Source organism: Pseudomonas sp. IT-P218 (assembly GCF_949767605.1).
GTDB classification, from domain to species: Bacteria; Pseudomonadota; Gammaproteobacteria; order Pseudomonadales; family Pseudomonadaceae; genus Aquipseudomonas; species Aquipseudomonas putida_AE.
In genome coordinates this window covers 136532-155782 of sequence record NZ_CATKQQ010000033.1, presented here as the reverse complement: position 1 = coordinate 155782, position 19251 = coordinate 136532, and the positions used below count along the sequence as shown (strand labels likewise).

14 protein-coding genes and 1 pseudogene are annotated in these 19251 nt (G+C 59.0%); 9 read left to right on the top strand and 6 right to left on the bottom strand.

Annotation, left to right across the window (positions count from 1 at the left end; translation table 11 throughout):
- Positions 1–6 precede the first annotated feature (6 nt).
- Positions 7–960 carry a PDR/VanB family oxidoreductase gene (locus ACM6I6_RS18365; protein WP_414920407.1) on the bottom strand — a complete coding sequence of 318 codons (954 nt, stop codon included), beginning with the start codon at positions 958–960 and terminating at the stop codon, positions 7–9.
- Positions 961–1245: 285 nt separating this feature from the next.
- Between ACM6I6_RS18365 and ACM6I6_RS18360 the strand changes: the two genes are divergently transcribed.
- Positions 1246–1719, top strand: a complete 474-nt coding sequence (locus ACM6I6_RS18360) for a MarR family winged helix-turn-helix transcriptional regulator (RefSeq protein WP_414920406.1) — start codon at positions 1246–1248, stop codon at positions 1717–1719.
- A gap of 76 nt (positions 1720–1795) precedes the next feature.
- Here the strand turns inward: ACM6I6_RS18360 and ACM6I6_RS18355 are convergent, their stop codons facing one another.
- On the bottom strand, positions 1796–3028 hold the full coding sequence (locus tag ACM6I6_RS18355; protein WP_414920405.1) for an FAD-dependent oxidoreductase: 1233 nt from the start codon (positions 3026–3028) through the stop codon (positions 1796–1798).
- A gap of 438 nt (positions 3029–3466) precedes the next feature.
- On the opposite strand from ACM6I6_RS18355, the pseudogene ACM6I6_RS18350 reads away from it, so the two are divergent.
- The 3 genes and pseudogenes from ACM6I6_RS18350 to ACM6I6_RS18340 all read left to right on the top strand — a co-directional run.
- Positions 3467–4546, top strand: a pseudogene (locus ACM6I6_RS18350) (methyl-accepting chemotaxis protein); the annotation flags it as partial.
- Between the two features lie 312 nt (positions 4547–4858).
- Complete coding sequence (locus ACM6I6_RS18345; RefSeq protein WP_414920595.1) at positions 4859–5404, top strand: methyl-accepting chemotaxis protein; 546 nt, start codon at positions 4859–4861, stop codon at positions 5402–5404.
- 391 nt (positions 5405–5795) lie between these two features.
- Complete coding sequence (locus ACM6I6_RS18340; RefSeq protein WP_414920404.1) at positions 5796–6722, top strand: LysR family transcriptional regulator; 927 nt, start codon at positions 5796–5798, stop codon at positions 6720–6722.
- Positions 6723–6777: 55 nt separating this feature from the next.
- On the opposite strand, the gene ACM6I6_RS18335 is transcribed toward ACM6I6_RS18340, so the two are convergent.
- Genes ACM6I6_RS18335 through ACM6I6_RS18320 form a run of 4 tightly spaced genes read right to left on the bottom strand, consistent with a single transcriptional unit; the run spans position 6778 to position 10147 of the window.
- On the bottom strand, positions 6778–7854 hold the full coding sequence (locus tag ACM6I6_RS18335) for a Rieske 2Fe-2S domain-containing protein (RefSeq protein ID WP_414920403.1): 1077 nt from the start codon (positions 7852–7854) through the stop codon (positions 6778–6780).
- 55 nt (positions 7855–7909) lie between these two features.
- Entirely contained in the window at positions 7910–8290 is a 381-nt protein-coding gene (locus ACM6I6_RS18330; RefSeq protein ID WP_414920402.1) for a nuclear transport factor 2 family protein, read from the bottom strand.
- A gap of 43 nt (positions 8291–8333) precedes the next feature.
- Complete coding sequence (locus tag ACM6I6_RS18325; RefSeq protein ID WP_414920401.1) at positions 8334–8774, bottom strand: GlcG/HbpS family heme-binding protein; 441 nt, start codon at positions 8772–8774, stop codon at positions 8334–8336.
- On the bottom strand, positions 8771–10147 hold the full coding sequence (locus ACM6I6_RS18320; protein ID WP_414920400.1) for an amidohydrolase family protein: 1377 nt from the start codon (positions 10145–10147) through the stop codon (positions 8771–8773). Before ACM6I6_RS18320 ends, ACM6I6_RS18325 begins: the two co-directional genes overlap by 4 nt.
- 327 nt (positions 10148–10474) lie before the next feature.
- Here ACM6I6_RS18320 and fdhA point away from each other — a divergent pair, with 327 nt between their 5' ends.
- The 5 genes from fdhA (at position 10475) to ACM6I6_RS18295 (ending at position 19215) form a co-directional block, all read left to right on the top strand.
- Positions 10475–11674 (top strand): formaldehyde dehydrogenase, glutathione-independent, encoded by a 1200-nt coding sequence (fdhA, locus tag ACM6I6_RS18315; protein WP_414920399.1) that lies wholly within the window; start codon positions 10475–10477, stop codon positions 11672–11674.
- 796 nt (positions 11675–12470) lie between these two features.
- Positions 12471–14150: a DUF1302 domain-containing protein gene (locus tag ACM6I6_RS18310; protein ID WP_414920398.1), complete on the top strand. Its 1680-nt coding sequence runs from the start codon at positions 12471–12473 to the stop codon at positions 14148–14150.
- A 13-nt stretch (positions 14151–14163) separates the two neighbouring features.
- Positions 14164–15531, top strand: a complete 1368-nt coding sequence (locus ACM6I6_RS18305) for a DUF1329 domain-containing protein (RefSeq protein ID WP_414920397.1) — start codon at positions 14164–14166, stop codon at positions 15529–15531.
- An 83-nt stretch (positions 15532–15614) separates the two neighbouring features.
- Positions 15615–16715, top strand: a complete 1101-nt coding sequence (locus tag ACM6I6_RS18300) for a WD40/YVTN/BNR-like repeat-containing protein (RefSeq protein WP_414920396.1) — start codon at positions 15615–15617, stop codon at positions 16713–16715.
- Between the two features lie 4 nt (positions 16716–16719).
- Positions 16720–19215: an efflux RND transporter permease subunit gene (locus ACM6I6_RS18295; protein ID WP_414920395.1), complete on the top strand. Its 2496-nt coding sequence runs from the start codon at positions 16720–16722 to the stop codon at positions 19213–19215.
- The last annotated feature ends 36 nt before the right edge of the window (positions 19216–19251 follow it).

The window sequence follows — 19251 nt, the reverse complement described above, 5'->3', positions numbered from 1 at the left end:
TTGAGTTCAGAGATCCAGCACCAGGCGCGGGCTTTTGGCGCGTGAGCAGCACGGGGTGAATTGATCGTTGCGGGCGTGCTCGGCGTCAGTCATGAACTGGTCGCGATGGTCCGGTGTGCCGTGCAGCACTCGGGTAATGCAGGAACCGCAAATGCCCTGCTCGCAGGAGGTTTCAATCGCGATGCCTGCTTCATCCAGCACCTCGAACACCGAGCGGTCGGCGGGAATCTGAAAAAGCTGGCCGGATTGGGCGAGCTCGACTTCGAAGGGCTGGTCGCCGTCGTGGTCGATAGGGGCTGACGCGAAAAACTCGCGGTGTACCTGCGCCTGCGGCCAGCCTGCTGCTGCGGCGCTGGTGAGGATGTAATCCATAAACCCGCCCGGACCACACACATACAGGTGCTGGCCGGCTTCAGGGTTTTGCAGAAGGACGCCGGCATCGAGGTGGGTAGGGGGTGCGCTGCTGTCATCGTGCAGGCTCACGCGTTCGGCGAACGCGGCGTTTTCCAGCCAGTCGAGAAACGCGGCGCGATCGCGCGAGCGGAAGCAGTAATGCAGCTCGAAGTCGGCGCCTTGGCGATGAAGCTCCTGGGCCATGGCCATCATCGGCGTAATGCCAATTCCGCCTGCGATCAGCAGGTGACGCTTGCCTTCGATGGCGAGCGGGAACAGATTGCGTGGCACGCTGATTTGCAGCGTTTGCCCTTGTTCCACCCGCTCGTGCATTGACTTGGAGCCGCCGCGCGAGTGTGGATCTTTCAACACGCCGATTAAGTAGCGGTGCCGTTCTTCCGGGGCATTGCACAACGAGTATTGGCGCACCTCGCCCGAGGGCAAATACACATCCACGTGGGCGCCAGCGGTAAATGCCGGCAATGGCTCGCCGCTGGCCAGTCGCATTTCGAAACTGCAAATGCCGTCGGCCACGACCGCTTTGCGATTGACTAAAACCTGGAGCATGGAATGACCCTCCACACTGAAGTGGCTGCAAATAAAACCGGATAGAAATTGGTGAGCGAGCGCGCTCGCTTCAGCGCAGACTGGTGACTGCTGAAAGGCGTTGCGACCTGATACGGTTCATGTGGAGCTACCTGTTATTTATTTTTTTGGGGCGGCTGTCGCCTATGATGCGAGCAGTCCACGCAGGGCCCGGCTGGATGTAGAATCCAATCATTTAGTTGCGGTGTCAACCAGTTTGGTGGTGCCGTTTATCATCTTTTAAGGCAGACAAGCCAGGCACCCACTATGACGGACATCGAAAAACTAGACCTCAAACGCTACGTTCCAGCCATGCTCACCTTTTTGGCCAACAAGCTGGCCACGGGTGCTTCAATCAGTTACCGCAAGCATTTCGGTATTGGTGTAGTGGAGTGGCGATTGCTCGCCTTGCTCGCGGTGGAAGACAAAATCACCGCTAATCGCATTTGCCAGGTGATCGGGCTGGACAAGAGCGCGGTCAGCCGCTCGCTGCAGACGCTGGAAAAGGCGGGACACATTTGCGGCGAGGTCGACAGTCAGGATGCACGCCGCTACACGGTCAGTCTGACGGCCGAGGGCAGGGCCCTGCATGACCGTGTCCTAAAGGTGGCACTGGAGCGAGAGCGACGCCTGCTGAGCGATTTTACCCGCACGGAGATCGACACCTTGGTAAATCTGCTGGGCCGGATGCAGACCCAGGTCGGCTTCGTAAACGAGTACGACCCACCCGCTTCGAACTGAGCGTGGCATCCATGGCAATACGTTGTGATGCGTATTGCATTGAGCTGGACGTTTCGGCCAAGGTGCGTTTAGAGCATCACGTTTTCTGGTGCAGCTCCTGCAACGACAACGACATTTTCTCGGCTTCGCTCAGGTAGTCCTTGCTAATCATGTTGTGCAAGAATTTGGTGTGGTCGAACACAAAGTCCCTGAGTTTTGCCAGTGGATACGGCAGTTGATGGAATACGTTACCCAGCTTTCTGGCGAATTCCACGTTGTGGTTCACGTAGGCCACGCGCTCGTTCTCGAACACCGAAAAGGCTTGGGTGACTTTGGGCATATCGCGCAGGTTACACCTGCCAAGGGCACGGGCCAGAAAGTAGCCGTCTTCAATGGCCATGCCCATGCCGTAGGCCGCGTATGGCGAGACCGGGTGGACGGCATCGCCCAGGCAAACGACGCGCCCCGTGCTCCATTTCTCCAACGAGGGCCGGTTGTAGATTTCCCATTTGAAAATTTGCGTTGTCATGTCGGTGGCATTGAGGAAACGCGGCAGCGGGTCCGGGAAGTCTTTGAGAATATTGGCAACATGCGCTTTGACATCAGTAGGCACCGGGGCGCCCTCTTTGGAAGGTTCAACAATCCACCATTCATAACCTGGCTTGCCGTCGTGCAGCATCGGAAAAAAGCTGGCTTGGTACTTTCGTGAGTGAATGATTCTGCCGGTGTTGGCAGGAATGCCTTCTAGGGGGTCGCACCACGCCAGCCAAGCGCGCAAGCCCACGTGGAACAGTCCGAGGTCGCCAAAGGCCTGTTTTGAAACGCCGGACCGAATGCCGTCGGCACCCACCAGGATATCGGCCTCTACCTGGGTACCGTTTTTAAAATTGACCAGCACGCTGTCTGGCTGCTCGACATAACTGTCGAAATCCGAATCGGGCACCAGCATGCCATCGGGCATTAACTCCATCATTCGAGCGAAGGCATTGGAACGCAACATGCCGTAGTGCCAGCCCTTGATGCCGAATGACTTTTCTACCGACGCATTGAAGGACAGTCGAGCGCGCAGGCGGTCTTTGTTGTTACGAAATTCGGTGATGGTAAACGAGCCAAAGTTCTCCATGTCGACACCGTAGTAGCGCAGCACTGCCAGTACCGGCACGGCCAACAGCACCGCACCGCCGATGGGTTTGGGTTCGGCGTTCCTCTCGAAAACCCGCACGTCGTAACCTAATTTGTGCAGGGCCAGTGCCGCAGAAACCCCACCGGGCCCTGCACCCACCACAGCCACTCGTTTGCCTGCACGCCAGTTCTCGGAATAATTAAGCATCGTAGTTACCTCGTTATTGTTGTGGCGAGGATGTTAACGAGGCGGATGTAGACCTGATATGCGCATTACGCCGAAAAAACGGATAGATGCTCTTATTAGCCAAACTCCAAAGTCGCTGGTCGCGGCAGCGGCTGATTTTCCAACGAAAGAATCAGGTATCGCCACGAGCGATACCTGCTCGCCTCATAATCGATTGGAGTTAGCGACGCCGCCGCTTTAGCGTTGCACCCTGCGAACTGCGTCCAGCGTGGTGATGCCACGGGCGCGGATAACAATAAAAAAGGCCGCCGCTATGACCGACACAACTCCCTCCCCAACGCTCACCCCGCCAGCAATTGTTTGCACAGCGGCTACCGCATTACAGCTTGGCCATTTGTGCTAGGTGCGAATTGCGCCTCGCTTTGCGTGCCCCTTGCTCACTATCGAGTTGTATCCGTCATGTCCTCTATCTCGCGCGTGTTAGCCAACGTGTCCGTTGGTACCAAGTTGTCCTTGGGCTTCGGTTTGGTGTTGGTGTTTACCCTTGGCGTGGCGTTGGCCGCCTCTTATTCGTTGACTTTACTCAAGGCTCGCAGTGAGCAACTACGCGATCAAGCCGCTACGCAGGCGCTGATTCTGCAAGCGCGCATCGATGAAAAGGAATTCGCCCTCACCTTGAACGCGCAAGTGGCCGCGCGCGTGAGCGATGCCGTGGCAGAACTGAGAAAAGCAGCGCAGACCCAGTCGGCTGATTCGGCAGACCAATCCGCCATTCAGGCAGGTGCCAACGCCTATCTGGAAGCCTTCGTGCGGTATGCCCAATCGTTGCGCTCGGCGCGCGATGAGCGCTTGCGTATGCAGGAGCGGGCGCAAGCGGCGGGGTTGAGTTTTTCCGGGGTGTTCCTCGACCAGCTGGACGCAATCAATGCCGTGATAGAGGCAGGGCAGGCGCCGACCGCCGAGCAAATGGCAAAGCTGGAACAGGCCGCAGACCTGCGCGAGAAGCTGGGCAAACTCAGAGACAGTGAACTCTATTACACGATGGATGGCGACGACCGTTACCGCAGCGATTGGGAACTGAGCGTCAGCGACCTGACCTCTGCGATGCAGGCGCAATCCACCAATCTGAGTGACACGGAACTTGATTCGCTAAGCGCTGCCAGTGCCGCCTTGGTGGACTATCGCAAGGCTTTTGAGCGGTTCGTCGAGAGCCGGACACAAAGCGCTCAGGCACTGGCGGCCATGAGCACGCAGACGCAGCGTGTCGGCGATCTGCTTGCCAAGGCCAGCCAGCAACAAAGCCTGGCCATCGGCATCGACAGCCAGAGCGCCTATCGGCAATTGGCACTGATTACCCTGGCGGCCCTGGCGTTGGGCGTCGGCGCTGGCGTGCTGATCAGGCGTAGCATCGTGCTTCCCTTGAGCATTGTTGTGCAGCTCACGCAACGCGCAGCGGCAGGCGACATAGCGAGCGCGCAGAGCAATCCTAAACGCCAGGACGAGTTAGGCCAATTGCTGGTAACGGTCGAAACCATGCTGAGTAATTTGCGCAGCCTGGTCGGGCGCATCGGCCAGGGTGTTGGGCAACTGAATGTCACCGCCGCCAATATGGCTACGATGACCACGCGCAACAGCCAGGGCGTGGAGCAGCAGTTGCACGAAACAGCGCGGGCGGCCGACGCCATGCAACACATGATTACCACCGCTGCCGGGGTGGCGCGCAATGCCGGTGAAGCCAGCATGGCCATGGCTCAGGCTGACTGCCAGGCGCGTGAAGGCGATGAGTGGGTGCGCCTGGCGGGCTGCAAGATCGACAGTCTGGTGCTGGAAATGGTCGGGTGTTCAGAGGCCATGCAATCGCTGCTGCACGAGAGCTCTGCCATCGGCGGCGTACTGGATGTGATCAAGTCGGTGGCTGAACAAACCAATCTGTTGGCGCTCAACGCGGCGATTGAAGCAGCGCGTGCTGGAGAGCATGGCCGTGGGTTCGTGGTGGTTGCGGACGAGGTGCGCGGACTCGCCCAGCGGACGCAAAAATCCACGTTGGAAATCGAGGGGCTTATTGCGCGATTGCGGACGGTGGCCCAACAAGTGGATGAACGCATGAAGGGTAGCCGCAATCTCACGGACGAGACCGTGGCACTGGCCGGCCACGCCTCGCAGGCGCTGTCACGCATTACCCGGGCAGTCTCGAGCGTCGAGCAGATGAACCAGCAGATTGCCGAGGTTGCCCAGCAGCAAAGCGTGGTCGCCGCCCAGGTGCGCGCCAGCGTGCAGGCTGTGCGTGAGGTTGCTCAGAGCAACACGCGCGAAAGCCAGCATCTGGAGCAAACTGTCGCCGAGCTGCAACGCGTGGGCGCCGAATTGAATGCTGCCGTCGGGCACTTTCAGGCCTGACGCGCTGCTCGCCGAATAATAATTAGAACGAGCACCGCCCGAGCATTGATGTCGAGGCGTTGCTGTTGTACCAGACCCGTGTGCATGGCTCGCTTGGGGTACATCTGGACAGCGTCAACGACGACACGGTGGCTCAGCTGGATAAAACGGCCGAACAGCGCTGCGACGAGATGGCGTAACAATGGCCGCAGCAGGCGGATGAGCTGGCACGGGTGTGACGCAAGTACGCCTTCGTTCGCCCGCGCCTGTTGCAGCAGAGCGCGCAATGGGTGCCGGCCGGGCGGCCTGTCACCTCTAGGACGTGGTCGCTCTATTGAATTGTCTGGTCAGCTTGCGTGGCCAATAGAGCCGACCCCGGTATGTTCTGAACCCTCACAGGAAGGCTGGACCGATGCGCTATTATGGGTTGGACCTGAATCTGCTGGCGGTGCTGGATGCGTTGTTCATCGAGCAGCATGTGACCCGCGCAGCATCGCGCCTGCATTTGACCCAGTCAGCGGTGAGCGCCGCGCTGGGCCGCTTGCGCGAGCATTTCGACGATCCGCTGTTTGCGCTTGTGGGCGGCAAGATGCTGCCGACCGCCTTGACTCAACGGCTTTATCCGCAAATCAGCCAGGTTCTGGAAAGCGCGCGGCACATTGCGTTTGCCAATGCGCAGTTTGAACCGCAATGCTCAACCCGGCGGTTTCGCATCATGGCCTCGGATTACGTGATTGCGGTGCTGCTGCCGCAAGTGCAGCGACGTTTGGCGCAGATTGCGCCGGGCATAAATCTGAGCGTGGAAACCTTGTTGCCGCAAAAAAGCCAGGAGCCTGGCTGGCTGGCCGATAACGTGCTGGAGCACCGCAGTTGCGATCTGGTGATCATTCCCCACGCGCATCGCTCAACGCGTCACCCGCAGGAGCCGCTGTTTGAAGATGGCTTCACCACTATCGTCAGCGTTGGGAATAGTGGGGTAGGTGATAGCCTGACGGTGCAGCAGTATCTGGCGCTGCCGCATGTGGTGCGCGAAGCCGGCGCGGTGCTGCACAGCAGCATGGAGTCTGAATTTTTTGCCAGTCGCGGCCTTGAACGACGGGTAAGCGTGGCGGTTGACCAGTTCGGGCTGATGCCCGAATTCGTGGTGGGTAGCGACTGTATCGCCACGCTGCACAGCCGCCTGGCGCTTTTGTATGCACGGCGCTTTCCCCTGCGCTTGCTGGCGCCACCGTTGGAAATGCCGCCGACCTTGCAGGTGGTTCAATGGCATGCTTACCAGGATGCCGACCCGTCGTTAATCTGGTTTCGCCAATTGCTGGCGCAGGTGGCCAACGGCTAGAAAGCGGCACCAGTGGAGAGTGCCGCGCGGTCGCGAGAATGGCCGGTCTACTGGCCTAATCGCTCTTCTCCTTGTCCAGCTGTGCCTGTAGTTTTCGCCGTGCCTGAATGGCGGCTTGGTCGGTGCCCACGATGATCTCCGGGTAATCGAGGTGACGGGGATCTTCCATGATGTTGCGGTGCACCGCCTCGATAATGGCCTTGTCTTCGGCAAAACCAACCTCGGTCAGCGTCTTGCACATGCTCAGGGTGGTGGGGTCCATGTTGGGAATGTCGAACCCGCCGAACCACAGATAACGAAAGCGCGTCGGTGTTTCTGGCGTGGTGACGTGCGCCACACGGAACTTGAAATGCGTGCGTTGACCTGGCGCGGCGTTCAGGTCTTCGATATCCAGGGTGGCCACGTTCAACGCAGGCGACACGTAGCTGCCGTAGTTGTACCGATTGACCTTTCTCTGCATGCCAATTGCCGTGACTTCCGCAAACATGGGCGGCAGGTTGCAGTCTTTGAATTCTTGTCGAAAGCTCACCTGGTCTTCTGTAACTGTCACTGTCGGCGCGCCAACCCAATCGAGAATCTTGAATGATGTGGCGTGTACATAACCGAAGTGGGTCAGGTCCAGCACGTTCTCTTTAAGCAGCATGTAGTTGCCATGCGCCAACGTTTCACCGCTCCAGGAGGAGTAGTTGGGATCGGCTGGCCACTCAGCGTCCGCAGGCGGGCCTTGTACGATCTTTTCCGGGTCGCCCATCCATACCCACACAAAAGGCGGCTTGTCGACGGCGGTATACGCGCGGACCTTGCAGCGGCCGGGGATTTGCGCCTGCGAGGGAATTTTTACGCAGGTTCCGGCCGCGTCGAACGTGAAACCGTGGTAGCCACATTGGATTGTGTCGCCCACCACTTTACCCGAAGACAGCGGGGCCCAGCGGTGGGGGCAGCGGTCTTCCAGCACGGCCACGGTGCCGTCTTCCTTGCGAAACAGCACCACCTTGGTGTTGAGCATCGTCAAGGCCAGCGGTTCGCGACCCAGCTGTTTGGAGGTGGTGGCAACCCACCAGCAATTACGCGGGTAATTGGGTTTGATAAACCCGGCTTCGTCGTCCGTTGTGTCAGTGGCAATCAGGGTCATGGAACCTCCTCATCGTTTTTATTATGCGTGCGTTTGGCGCGGTGCGGCGTCTTGGTCACTGCGGCAGGCGGCTGCCATGGAACGAAGTGATCTGCCAGCCGTCGGAGCCTTTGAGCCAGACTTGGGTGACAAAACCTTCACCACGAACCGGCGTGTCTTCGCCGCGCTTTTGCAAGGTGTTGATCTGGTAGCCCGTCATCACCGCCACGTCGCCGTGTACCCGCACTTCCAATGCACCACGCTCTACGTTGAGGTAGCGCACCACGTTGCGGGCATAGGCCAGATATTCGGTTTTGTCGTGCACCATGCCGGTGGTGTGCACGTACACGAGGTCATCAGTGAACAGGCGATTGATGGCCTCATGGTCATTGGCGATCAGCGCGGCGCGACGCTGGCCCTCAGCCTCGATGATTTCCTGAATAAGCTGTTGATTCATGCAAACAGTACCTCCGGTGAGTGAAAGAGAAATGTTCTTGCGCTTACTCGCTGCTGCCGCAGTCGGCGATCAATCCGGCGGCCTGTACGCCGGCTAATGCACAGCGCTCATCGTTGTCAGAGGTGTCGCCACTGATACCAACGGCGCCGATGATTTCGCCGTCGGCATCGCGTATCAGCACACCACCGGGAACCGGCACCATGTTGCCGCCGGCCAGATCGCTCAAGGCGTTGAAGAATACCGGCATAAGCGCTGCACGCCGCGCCAGTTCGCGGCCGCCAAAGCCCATGCCAAGCACGGATGCCGCCTTGCCGTGGGCGATTTGCGGGCGCAACAGGCTAGCGCGTTCATCGCGCTTCAGGGCTAGCACATGACCGCCTGCATCGAGCACCGCAACGCACAGGGGTTGCAGCTCGCGAAGCCGCGCTTCAGCTAAGGCCGCATCAACAAGGGTGGTGGCTTGGGCGAGGGTCAGTTTGCTCATACGGAGGCCTTCGGCAGGTGGGTGGGGGCGGGGCGTTTGCCCATGTCGACGGCGCGTTTGCGGGTATGCAGTTCCGACCATTTCACCGTGTTGAAATCGCTGACGCGGTAGGGGTCGTAACCTGGCACTTGTGTATGAACACGTTCGCCTCCCAGGAACACACCTCGGATTTTTTCGCGTTCCTGAAGGATCGAAACATTCTGCAAAGGCGAGCCTTCGATAAAAATAAAATCGGCCCGGCGTCCCGCTTCCAGGGCGCCGACTTTCTGTGTGGCCGGCATCATTTTCGCGGATACCGAGGTGGCAGCCCGCAGCGCTTGCGCCGGGCTGAAGCCCAGCCAGTCCACCATTATTTCGATTTCTCTAGCGTGCCATTCGCCGTACGGCGTAATGGCGAAGCCGGCGTCGCTGCCGGTCATGAAGGGCACGCCGGCCTCGCGGGCTTTGCGCAGGTTGCGGCAACCGTTATCGATCACGCGTTGCTGCATGGCGCTGTAGCCGGATTTGATGGAGGGCTCGTAGGCTTCGGCAAACTCGACATTGTTGGCGAGCATGGTGAAGGTCGGGGCAATGTGCGAGCCGGACTTGAGGATGGCCTGGATACAGGCATCGTCGAGAAAAAACGCATGGAAAATCACGTCCACGCCAGCCGTCGCGGCATACATCACCGCCTCGCGGCCGTAGGCATGTACCGCAACCTTTTTTCCCAGTCGGTGCGCTTCGGCCACCATGGCGGTGGTTTCATCCTGAGTGAATGCGGCGATATGTTCGCCGTTCTCGCGCATGTGCGGGCCATCCATGCTTATTTTGATCAGGTCGACACCGTCCTTGGCCTGGCGGCGTACTTCGGCAATCTGCTCGTCACGGGTTTCGCACAGGCGGCCGGTGAAATAATCCGGCGTACCCACCCAGGTCGGGAACCAATCGTTCAGGCTCTGGCGGTTGGCGATCACATTGCTGCTCGCAGCAATTCTCGGCCCTTTGAACATGCCGGCGTTGATGGCATTGCGTACCGCAATGCTGCATTGGCCGGCGTCACCGGGCACCACCACCGAGGTATAGCCGGCAGCAAGTACGTGCTGGGTAAAAAACAGGCCCCGCAGGGCGCGAAATTCCGGTGATACAAACAGGTCGACGTCTTCTTCGCTCTTCGCGTTGCCGAACACCAGGTGGGTGTGAACATCCACCAGGCCGGGCATCACGAAGTGGTCGCCGGCGTCGATAATTTCATCGCCGGCTTCTGGCGATGGGGCTGCGCTTTGCGGCCCCACATAGATGAATGAGCCGTTTTCAATCACCAGGGCTTGGTCGCTACGAGCATCGTCTTCCAGCCCGGTGAACAAGGTTTTGCAACTGACGTGAATGCGGGACATGGTGTGCGCCTTGTTGTTGTACTTCAGCTGCACAGTACGGAGCGAGACCTCCGCTTGGTAGTGAAAAATATTGCTGCCTGCCAATGCCTAAAATTCATGCCCTTGCTGCGGGGTGAAACGCACCTTGATGCCGCGGCTGGTCGGGTCCCTGGCCGGTATGGCTGTGCGCGATAGCTGACATTCCAAGCGGCAATTTGTCCGAACGTCAGTCCCATGCGAGGTTGCCAGTGCTGGAGTCAACGGCGCCAACGGCCGCCGCGGTTATCACTACCCCGCACGCTGTTGCGCCGATCCCATACGAGTAAAACAACAAGAGGAAGCAAGAATATGAACGACAATCGTGGTGTGGTGTATCTGGGCGCTGGCAAGGTCGAGGTGCAGAAAATTCCCTACCCGAAAATGCAAGATCCTCGTGGCCGCAAAATTGAACATGCCGTGATCCTCAAGGTGGTTTCCACCAACATCTGCGGTTCTGATCAACACATGGTGCGTGGCCGCACAACGGCGCAAACGGGCTTGGTGCTGGGTCACGAAATCACCGGTGAGGTGATTGAAAAGGGCAGTGATGTCGAGAACCTCAAGATCGGTGATCTGGTCTCCGTACCGTTCAACGTGGCGTGTGGGCGCTGCCGCTCTTGCAAAGAGCAACACACCGGCGTCTGCCTGACGGTGAATCCGGCGCGCGCTGGCGGCGCTTACGGTTATGTCGACATGGGGGACTGGACGGGTGGTCAGGCCGATTACGCGATGGTGCCGTATGCCGACTTCAATCTTCTGAAGTTGCCCGACCGCGACAAGGCTATGGAGAAGATTCGGGATCTGACCTGTCTTTCCGACATCCTGCCGACGGGCTACCACGGCGCCGTGACGGCTGGCGTAGGACCGGGTAGTACGGTGTATGTGGCTGGTGCAGGACCAGTCGGCCTGGCGGCTGCAGCCTCGGCGCGCTTGCTCGGCGCGGCTGTGGTGATCGTCGGTGACGTGAATCCGGTTCGGCTGGTGCACGCCAAAGCGCAGGGTTTCGAGGTTGTAGACTTGTCTCTGGATACGCCTTTGCACGAACAGATTGCCGCGCTGTTGGGCGAGCCGGAAGTTGATTGTGCTGTGGATGCGGTGGGGTTCGAGGCACGCGGCCATGGCCATTCAGGTGTGCAGCAAGAGGCACCGGCAACCGTACTCAATTCGCTGATGCAGGTCACCCGGGTCGCCGGCAAGATTGGCATTCCAGGGCTCTACGTAACCGAGGATCCGGGCGCTGTAGATGCCGCGGCCAAGATAGGCGCGCTGAGTATTCGCTTCGGCCTTGGCTGGGCCAAGTCTCACAGCTTCCATACCGGCCAGACGCCGGTGATGAAGTACAACCGCGCCTTGATGCAGGCCATCATGTGGGACCGTATCAATATCGCCGACGTAGTGGGCGTGCAGGTCATCAGCCTGGACGATGCACCCAAGGGCTATAGCGAGTTCGATGCTGGCGTACCCAAGAAATTTGTCATCGATCCCCATCGAACCTTCAGTGCTGCTTAAAGGGCTGCGCGCAGGTGTGCACGCAATGCATGCCTGACTCATTCTTGCTGAGCAAAATGCCGGACCAAGGGTTCGGCATTTTTGTCTTGCCAGCGGTTTTTTACCTGGGCGAAGCCGCCGATTGTTTACGAAAAATAACTTCGTTTCGGGTTGTATTTAAAGCAACCCGCTAAGCGTGTTTGGTCTGCCGATCAGGGTAGGTCTGGGTGCTGAGCGCCTGGCCCGAGTCTTCCCGGTTGGCTCGGTGTGTACCTCTAGGACACCCGTTTCGGCGAAATTCACCCCGGTATGGCGCAGGCATCATTTGGGGCAAGCGGGTGCTGGAAGTGACCAGCGCGCCATTTCAATGGCTTAGACCAGCCATTTGCGGCAGCGATACATCGTATGCCTACCTGCCATTAGTAAAATTTGCGCTTTAGTCGGAAAGTAGCGACACGCGGCAGCAGCTGACTCAACTGGCAGGCATCCATAAGCCTCAAGTGACCCAGCGTTAGCCGGCCAATAAAAATAAAAAGTGAGAGGAATCATGAACCAGAGCGCGCAAAGAAAACGTAGTGGAGCAGCAAAGCGGCTCACCGACGCCACCCCAGGGCGTACCACCATTGTCGCAGCTCTATCAGCCTGCTTCGACAATTGCGCGGATGCGCTGCCTACCCCATCAGATTGCGATACCCGCCCAGAGCGCGCGGACGGTTTGGCTTAGTAACATTTGCCATCCCGGCTGCGGCTCACTGCTGCTGTCGGGACGGTCATGTAGAAGATCCGCCACACAAAAACAATAAGAGGGTTACTTCAAATGGCTAGTCGCAAGATCGCCGTTTCGCGGCGTGCACCCCATCGCCTGACCTTAGCCGCTGCCTTGGTAATTGGCGCGCCAACGGCGATGGCGTTTCAGATCGATACGGGCAGCCCGGATTTGAGTTTGCGCTGGGACAACACGCTGAAATACAGCACTGCCTGGCGTACTCAGGATGCCAGCAGCAAGCTCAGCGAGCGCCAGGTGGCACTCAATCAGGATGACGGTGATCGAGCATTCGACAAGGGCTTGATCTCCAATCGCCTGGATGTCCTTTCCGAGCTGGACATCTCCTTTCAAAACGTCGGCGCGCGCATCAGCGGTGCGGGCTGGTACGACACCGTTTACCAGGAAGACAACGACAACGACGATCCCGGCCGCGCCAACGCACGTTCGGTGAGCTACGACGAATTCACCAACGACACCCGCAAGCTGCATGGCGGCGATGGTGAGTTGCTCGACGCGTTTGTGTATTGGAACGGCGAGGTCGCAGACCGCTCCTTGTCAGTGCGCGCTGGGCGCCACGGTTTGATCTGGGGCGAGAGCTTGTTCTTCGGCGCGAATGGCATTGCAGGTGGTATGGCACCAGTCGATGTCGTCAAGGCGCAGTCCGTGCCCAACACCCAGTTCAAAGAAATCACGCGCCCGATCAATCAGTTGTCGACCACCTTTCAGTTGAGCGAGGACGTGTCCCTGGGCGCGTTCTATCAGCTCGAATGGGAGGAGACACGGCTGCCAGGTGCCGGCAGTTACTTCTCCAGTAGTGACATTATTGGCGAAGGTAATGAGCGCCTGATTGTCGGTGCACCGTTCCCGTCTTTTCTCGGTGGCAACCCTGATAGCCCGGCGGCGTTTTACCATGGCAAAGACAAGGACGCGCGAAGCTCGGGACAGGGCGGCTTGCAGCTCAAGTTCAGCGGCGAGTCAGTTGAGTACGGCGTCTATGCCATGCAGTACCACGACAAGACACCCAAGCTGTATCTGAAACCGGTCGCCGGTGCGCCGGATTTCAGTACCGGCAAAGTGGGTGAGTACTACTGGGCGTATCCCGAAGACATCCGCGCCTTCGGTGCGAGTTTTTCGACCACTGTCGAGGAGTACAGCTTCGCCGGTGAAGCCTCGATGCGCTGGAACATGCCGTTGGTATCGAACGGAGTGACCATCCTTCCGGGGGTGGAAGCAGACAACAACGACGACGCCCTTTACGCGGTAGGGCGTACAGCCCACGTTAACCTCAACGTACTGGCCTCATTGGGCCCGAACTTCATCGCTCAGGAATCCGGGCTCGTAGGCGAAATTGCCTGGAACCGTTTGTTGCACGTCAGCAAAAACCGCGAAGCGCTGGACCCCGGTGCTACCGATGACGCGGTCGGCTTCAGGCTGGTTTACACCCCGACCTATCGGCAGTTTTTCTCCGGTGTAGACATCAGCGTTCCGGTTGGCCTGAGCTACTTTCCGATGGGCAAATCGGCGGTTGTCAGCTCCTTCGGGCCGGACAAGGGCGGCGACTTCAACGTGGGTATTACCGCCACCTATCTGGACCGCGTGACAGCGGGGCTCACCTACACGCACTACTACGGTGCCGATGACACCAGCCTCAACGCGGCCAGCCAGTTCAACTACAAACAATCGCTGAAAGACCGTGACTACGTGGCTTTCTCGATCAAGACAACCTTCTGAAAAGGACTTGCGCATGACTACTCAGTTCACTCTCAAGGCCTTGTGCCTGGCCGTGCTGGCCGCTGTTGCGCCGTTTGCCCTCGGTGCCGCCACCCCCGAAGAAGCCGCCGCTCTGGGCAAAACCCTGACGCCGTTTGGCGCCGAAAAGGCAGGCAATGCCGCTGGCACCATCCCGGCGTGGGACGGTGGCTACACGAAGGTAGACCCGGCATTCAAGCCTGGGGGTAAGCGCGGCGACCCCTTTGCCGCCGAAAAGCCGTTGTACAGTATTAACGCGGCCAACATGGACAAGTATGCCGACAAGTTGAGTGATGGCACCAAGGAGATGCTCAAGCGTTACCCGCAAACGTATCGCCTGGATGTCTACACCACCCACCGCACTGCTGCGGCCCCACAATGGGTGTATGACAACACCCTGAAGAACGCGACCAATGCCAAGCTGGTGGACAGCAGTGCCGGCCCGATTCCGCAGGGCGCGTTTGGTGGTATCCCGTTCCCGGTGCCACATAGCGGCGACGAGGCGATGTGGAACCACCTGCTCAACTGGCGGGGCACTTCCATTGCCCTGGATTTTCGCCACTACCTGATGACGGCCGACGGCAACCAAGTCATGACCACCGACGGCCTGGCCATTCAGGAGATGCCGTATTACTACCAGGAAGGTTCCGCCGATACGTTTGACGGCGATTACTGGCTGTTCCGCCTGCTTAACGTAGGCCCACCGCTGCGTGCGGGTGAGCAAGTAATGGGGCGCTCCAACCTCAATGGCGACAAATCGCAGTCGCAGGTTTACCTCACCGGTCAGCGCCGTGTGCGCAAGTTGCCCAATGCCTGCTGCGACACGCCGACACCCGCAACCGCCGGGGTCATGTCGTTTGACGAGCTCAGTGTGTACCAGGGGCGTCTCGATCGTTTTAACTGGAAACTGGTGGGTAAAAAAGAGCTGTATATCCCCTACAACGCCAACAAAACACTGACCGCACAAAAGCCCGAGGACCTGCTACTTAAAAACCATTTGAATCCTGATTACGTGCGTTGGGAACTGCACCGTGTCTGGGTGGTGGAATCCAATCTGGCTCCGGGCAAACGTCACCAGCTTCCAAAGGGGCGCTATTACCTCGACGAGGACACTTGGCAGGCCATGTTGGGCGATCGTTGGGATGCCAATGGGCAGTTGGCCAAAAGCCTATGGTCGTTGCCCGTTGTGATGCCTGATCTTCCGGCCCTTACACAATTGACCTCGGGTTTCTACGACCTGACCTCCGGCACCTGGTTCGCACAAAGCATCTTCAGCGGTAAAAACTCGCAGTACTCAATTGTTGATCGCTACAAAAAATCTGAGTTTTCTCCTGCCGCGATGGCAGGGCAGGGTGTGCGTTAACGCCTGAAAGGCAGAAACAGCAGGCGGGCGCTTTGCGTGCCCGCCTGTTAGCACATCGGAGAGCAGATTGGCCGAGGTAGGTAATGAATAGAATTTGTCAAAGGTACTCGCTGCTACTCGCTGTGGCGTTGTCTTTCAGTGCTGGGTGCGCGATGGCACAAAGCGCGGCAGTCGGCGCGCCGCTGGACACACCGGCGATGCGTGTTGCGCCAACGCAAAAAAAGGTGCTGATCGATCTGGCGCGTGCCGGTGCGAGGATAGTTGCTGTCGGGGAACGAGGCATTGTGATGCTGTCCGACGATGACGGGAAAAGTTGGCGCCAGGCCGAGGTGCCGGTATCGGTCACGCTCAGCGCGGTGCAGTTTGTAGACGACCATCGTGGTTGGGCGGTTGGCCATGCAGGTGTGGTGTTGGCGACAACCGATGCGGGCGAACACTGGACGGTGCAGCTTGACGGTAACCGTGCCGCGCAGATCGAGCTGGCAGCGGCGCGCGATGAACAGGCCGCCGCCGATGCCGCTGCGGCCGAAGCCCGCGTTGCCAGTGCCGAGCGGCTGGTGGCGGATGGCGCGGACAAGCCGTTTCTGGCGTTGAACTTTGTTGATGCCCGGCGCGGTTTGGTTGTCGGTGCGTTTGGTTTGGCGCTGCAAACCGTTGATGGCGGTGCGACCTGGACGTCGGCCATGGGCCATATCGATAACCCGATGAACCTGCATCTATACGCCATTAGCCAGCAAGGGCCGCGCTGGTTTGTCGCCGGCGAGCAAGGGTTTCTCGCCCGTTCGGACGACGACGCAGCCTCGTTTGTGCAGGTGCAAAGCCCCTATGAAGGCAGCTTGTTTGTTGCACGAAGCCGAGCCGACGGCGCGCTGCTGGTGGCGGGGCTAAAGGGCAATGCCTTTATCAGCCATGACGGCGGCGACACCTTCCAACCGCTCGAAGTCCGTTTACCCATCTCCTTTAGCGACGCTGCGGTTCTAGCCAGCGGCCAGGTGCTGTTCGTCAATCAAGGAGGCGGTTTGTTTCTCAGCGACGAGCACAGCGGCGACACGCTGCGGGTGTTGAGCAAACCATTGAGTCTGCCGGTGGCAGGCCTGATCCAGGCAAGTGATGGAAGCCTGGTCGTCGCAGGATTTAGCGGGCTTACACGCGTGCCGCTGCCAGCCAGTGTTGTTTCGGAGTGAGGCTATGAACGTTTTTGGTACCACTGTGGCTAAAGGCCAACCCAGCACTGCGCAGTTTGATTCTCGCTCTGGCTCTATCGTTGAGCGGGCGCTGTTCAACCATCGGTTCTGGGTGTTGCTGTTGTGCCTGCTGACCACCCTGATGCTCGGCTATCAATGCAGCCGCGTTGAACTCAACGCCAGCTTTGAAAAGATGATTCCCACGCATCATCCCTATATCGCCAACTACCTGAAGCACCAACAGGAACTCAGCGGTCTGGGCAATGCCTTGCGCATTGCGGTGGCAAACAAGAAAGGCGACATTTACGACCCTGACTACCTACAAACCCTGCAAGCCTTGAGCGACAAGATTTATCTGCTGCCAGGTGTTGATCGCGCATTCATGAAGTCGCTGTGGACGCCGGCTACCCGCTGGGTGGCGGTAACGGAAGAAGGGTTGGACGGCGGCCCGGTCATTCCCGATGACTACGATGGCAGCCCAGCAAGCCTTGCTGCCTTGCGGCGCAACGTGCAGCAGTCCAACGAGATTGGTCAGTTGGTTGCCTTTGACCAGTCCTCCAGCATCATCTACGTCCCTCTGCTGGCCTCCACACCGGATGGCCAACCACTCGATTACTCAGCGCTTTCCCAGCGCCTTGAGTCGCTGCGCAGCGAATTTCAGAGCGCCAATGTCGAGATCCACATCACGGGGTTTGCCAAGAAAGTCGGCGACCTGATCGCAGGTCTGCAGCAGATTGTGCTGTTCTTTGCGATGGCCATTTTTATCACCACGGTGGTGCTTTACTGGTATACCCGCTGCGTGCGCAGCACGTTGCTGGTGGTGCTGTGCTCACTGATCGCCGTGGTCTGGCAATTGGGGTTGTTGCCGCTGATTGGCTACCAACTCGACCCTTATTCGGTACTCGTGCCGTTTCTGGTGTTCGCCATCGGGATGAGCCACGGCGCGCAGAAAATGAACGGCATCATGCAGGACATCGGTCGCGGCATGCACCGTGTCGTGGCTGCCCGGTTTACGTTCCGTCGTCTTTTCCTCGCGGGACTCACGGCCCTGCTGTGCGATGCGGTCGGCTTCGCCGTGCTGATGATCATCAAAATCCAGGTCATCCAAGACCTCGCTGTGATCGCCAGCATCGGCGTGGCCGTGCTTATTTTCACTAACCTCATCCTGTTGCCGGTGCTGCTGTCCTACGTGGGCGTAAGTGGCCGCGCCGCAACGCTGAGCCTGAAAAGCGAGCAGGCCGAAAGCGCCGGGCAGAGCCGCCATTATTTTTGGCGATTCCTCGATTTGTTCACGCAACGTCGTTGGGCAACTCTATGCATTGGAGTCAGTCTGGCACTCGCTGCGCTGGGGTTTGTCGTCAGCCTGCAACTGAGCATTGGTGACCTCAACGTCGGCGCGCCGGAGCTGCGTCCAGACTCGCGCTACAACCAGGACGATGCCTTCATGACGCGCAGTTACGGGGCCAGCAGTGACCTGTTTGCGGTCATGGTGAAAACCCCGCCCGGTGCCTGCGCGCGGTACGACATTCTTAACAAGGTCGATTCCCTGGACTGGCAACTTCGTGCCTTGCCGGGGGTGGACGCCACCAACTCGCTGGCCCTGATGAACCGCCGCATGTTGGTCGGCATGAGTGAGGGCAGCCCGAAATGGTACGAGCTGCAAAATAACCAGGCGATGCTCAACATGATCACCGCCAGCGCGCCACGTGGGTTGTACAACGAAGACTGCAGCCTGCTGACCCTGTACGCCTACCTTTCGGACCATAAGGCCGCAACCCTGTCGCGTGTGGTCGAGCACGTGGAGCAGTTCGCCGCCGCCAACAACACCGAAGAGGTGCAGTTTCTCCTCGCCGCTGGCAACGCCGGTATCGAGGCTGCCACCAATATCGTGGTCAAACAGGCCAACCGCGAGATGCTGTTCTGGGTTTACGGTGCGGTCATCGTGCTGTGCCTGATCACCTTCCGCTCCTGGCGCGCAACGGTGTGCGCGGTCATTCCACTGATGCTCACCTCGGTGCTTTGCGAGGCCTTGATGGTGTGGCTGAACATCGGCGTGAAAGTCTCCACCTTGCCAGTGATCGCCCTGGGCGTGGGCATTGGCGTGGATTACGCACTGTACGTAATGAGCATTCTGCTCGGCCACATGCGCCAGGGCGAAAGCCTGTCCCAGGCGTATTACCGCGCGCTGGTATCCACCGGCAAGGTGGTGATGCTGACCGGCATAACCCTCGCTATCGGCGTGGGCACGTGGGCGTTTTCGCCGATCAAGTTCCAGGCTGACATGGGCATTCTGCTGGCGTTCATGTTCCTGTGGAACATGGTGGGCGCGCTGGTGCTCTTGCCGGCGCTGGCGTACTTCCTGTTGCCGCTCAAGCGCCTCTATAAGGGCCATACCGACCTGACCAACACCACGCAGAACGCTGATCGCGCCGCATTGGGCGCTCCCCAGCAGCGCCCGACCACTACGCAAGAGTCGCTGCAGCTGGTTCAGCGGGTCTGAGTCAGTGCAATCAATAACAACAAGAGAGGGCTGCGT

What these genes read in the sequence shown, in the direction of transcription:
- ACM6I6_RS18320 (WP_414920400.1), bottom strand. Translation starts at nt 10,147, where the DNA reads ATGTCCCGCATTCACGTCAGTTGCAAAACCTTGTTCACCGGGCTGGAA.
- ACM6I6_RS18325 (WP_414920401.1), bottom strand. Translation starts at nt 8,774, where the DNA reads ATGAGCAAACTGACCCTCGCCCAAGCCACCACCCTTGTTGATGCGGCC.
- ACM6I6_RS18340 (WP_414920404.1), top strand. Translation starts at nt 5,796, where the DNA reads ATGCGCTATTATGGGTTGGACCTGAATCTGCTGGCGGTGCTGGATGCG.
- ACM6I6_RS18310 (WP_414920398.1), top strand. Translation starts at nt 12,471, where the DNA reads ATGGCTAGTCGCAAGATCGCCGTTTCGCGGCGTGCACCCCATCGCCTG.
- ACM6I6_RS18345 (WP_414920595.1), top strand. Translation starts at nt 4,859, where the DNA reads ATGCAATCGCTGCTGCACGAGAGCTCTGCCATCGGCGGCGTACTGGAT.
- ACM6I6_RS18300 (WP_414920396.1), top strand. Translation starts at nt 15,615, where the DNA reads ATGAATAGAATTTGTCAAAGGTACTCGCTGCTACTCGCTGTGGCGTTG.
- ACM6I6_RS18365 (WP_414920407.1), bottom strand. Translation starts at nt 960, where the DNA reads ATGCTCCAGGTTTTAGTCAATCGCAAAGCGGTCGTGGCCGACGGCATT.
- ACM6I6_RS18305 (WP_414920397.1), top strand. Translation starts at nt 14,164, where the DNA reads ATGACTACTCAGTTCACTCTCAAGGCCTTGTGCCTGGCCGTGCTGGCC.
- ACM6I6_RS18295 (WP_414920395.1), top strand. Translation starts at nt 16,720, where the DNA reads ATGAACGTTTTTGGTACCACTGTGGCTAAAGGCCAACCCAGCACTGCG.
- ACM6I6_RS18355 (WP_414920405.1), bottom strand. Translation starts at nt 3,028, where the DNA reads ATGCTTAATTATTCCGAGAACTGGCGTGCAGGCAAACGAGTGGCTGTG.
- ACM6I6_RS18335 (WP_414920403.1), bottom strand. Translation starts at nt 7,854, where the DNA reads ATGACCCTGATTGCCACTGACACAACGGACGACGAAGCCGGGTTTATC.
- ACM6I6_RS18330 (WP_414920402.1), bottom strand. Translation starts at nt 8,290, where the DNA reads ATGAATCAACAGCTTATTCAGGAAATCATCGAGGCTGAGGGCCAGCGT.
- fdhA (WP_414920399.1), top strand. Translation starts at nt 10,475, where the DNA reads ATGAACGACAATCGTGGTGTGGTGTATCTGGGCGCTGGCAAGGTCGAG.
- ACM6I6_RS18360 (WP_414920406.1), top strand. Translation starts at nt 1,246, where the DNA reads ATGACGGACATCGAAAAACTAGACCTCAAACGCTACGTTCCAGCCATG.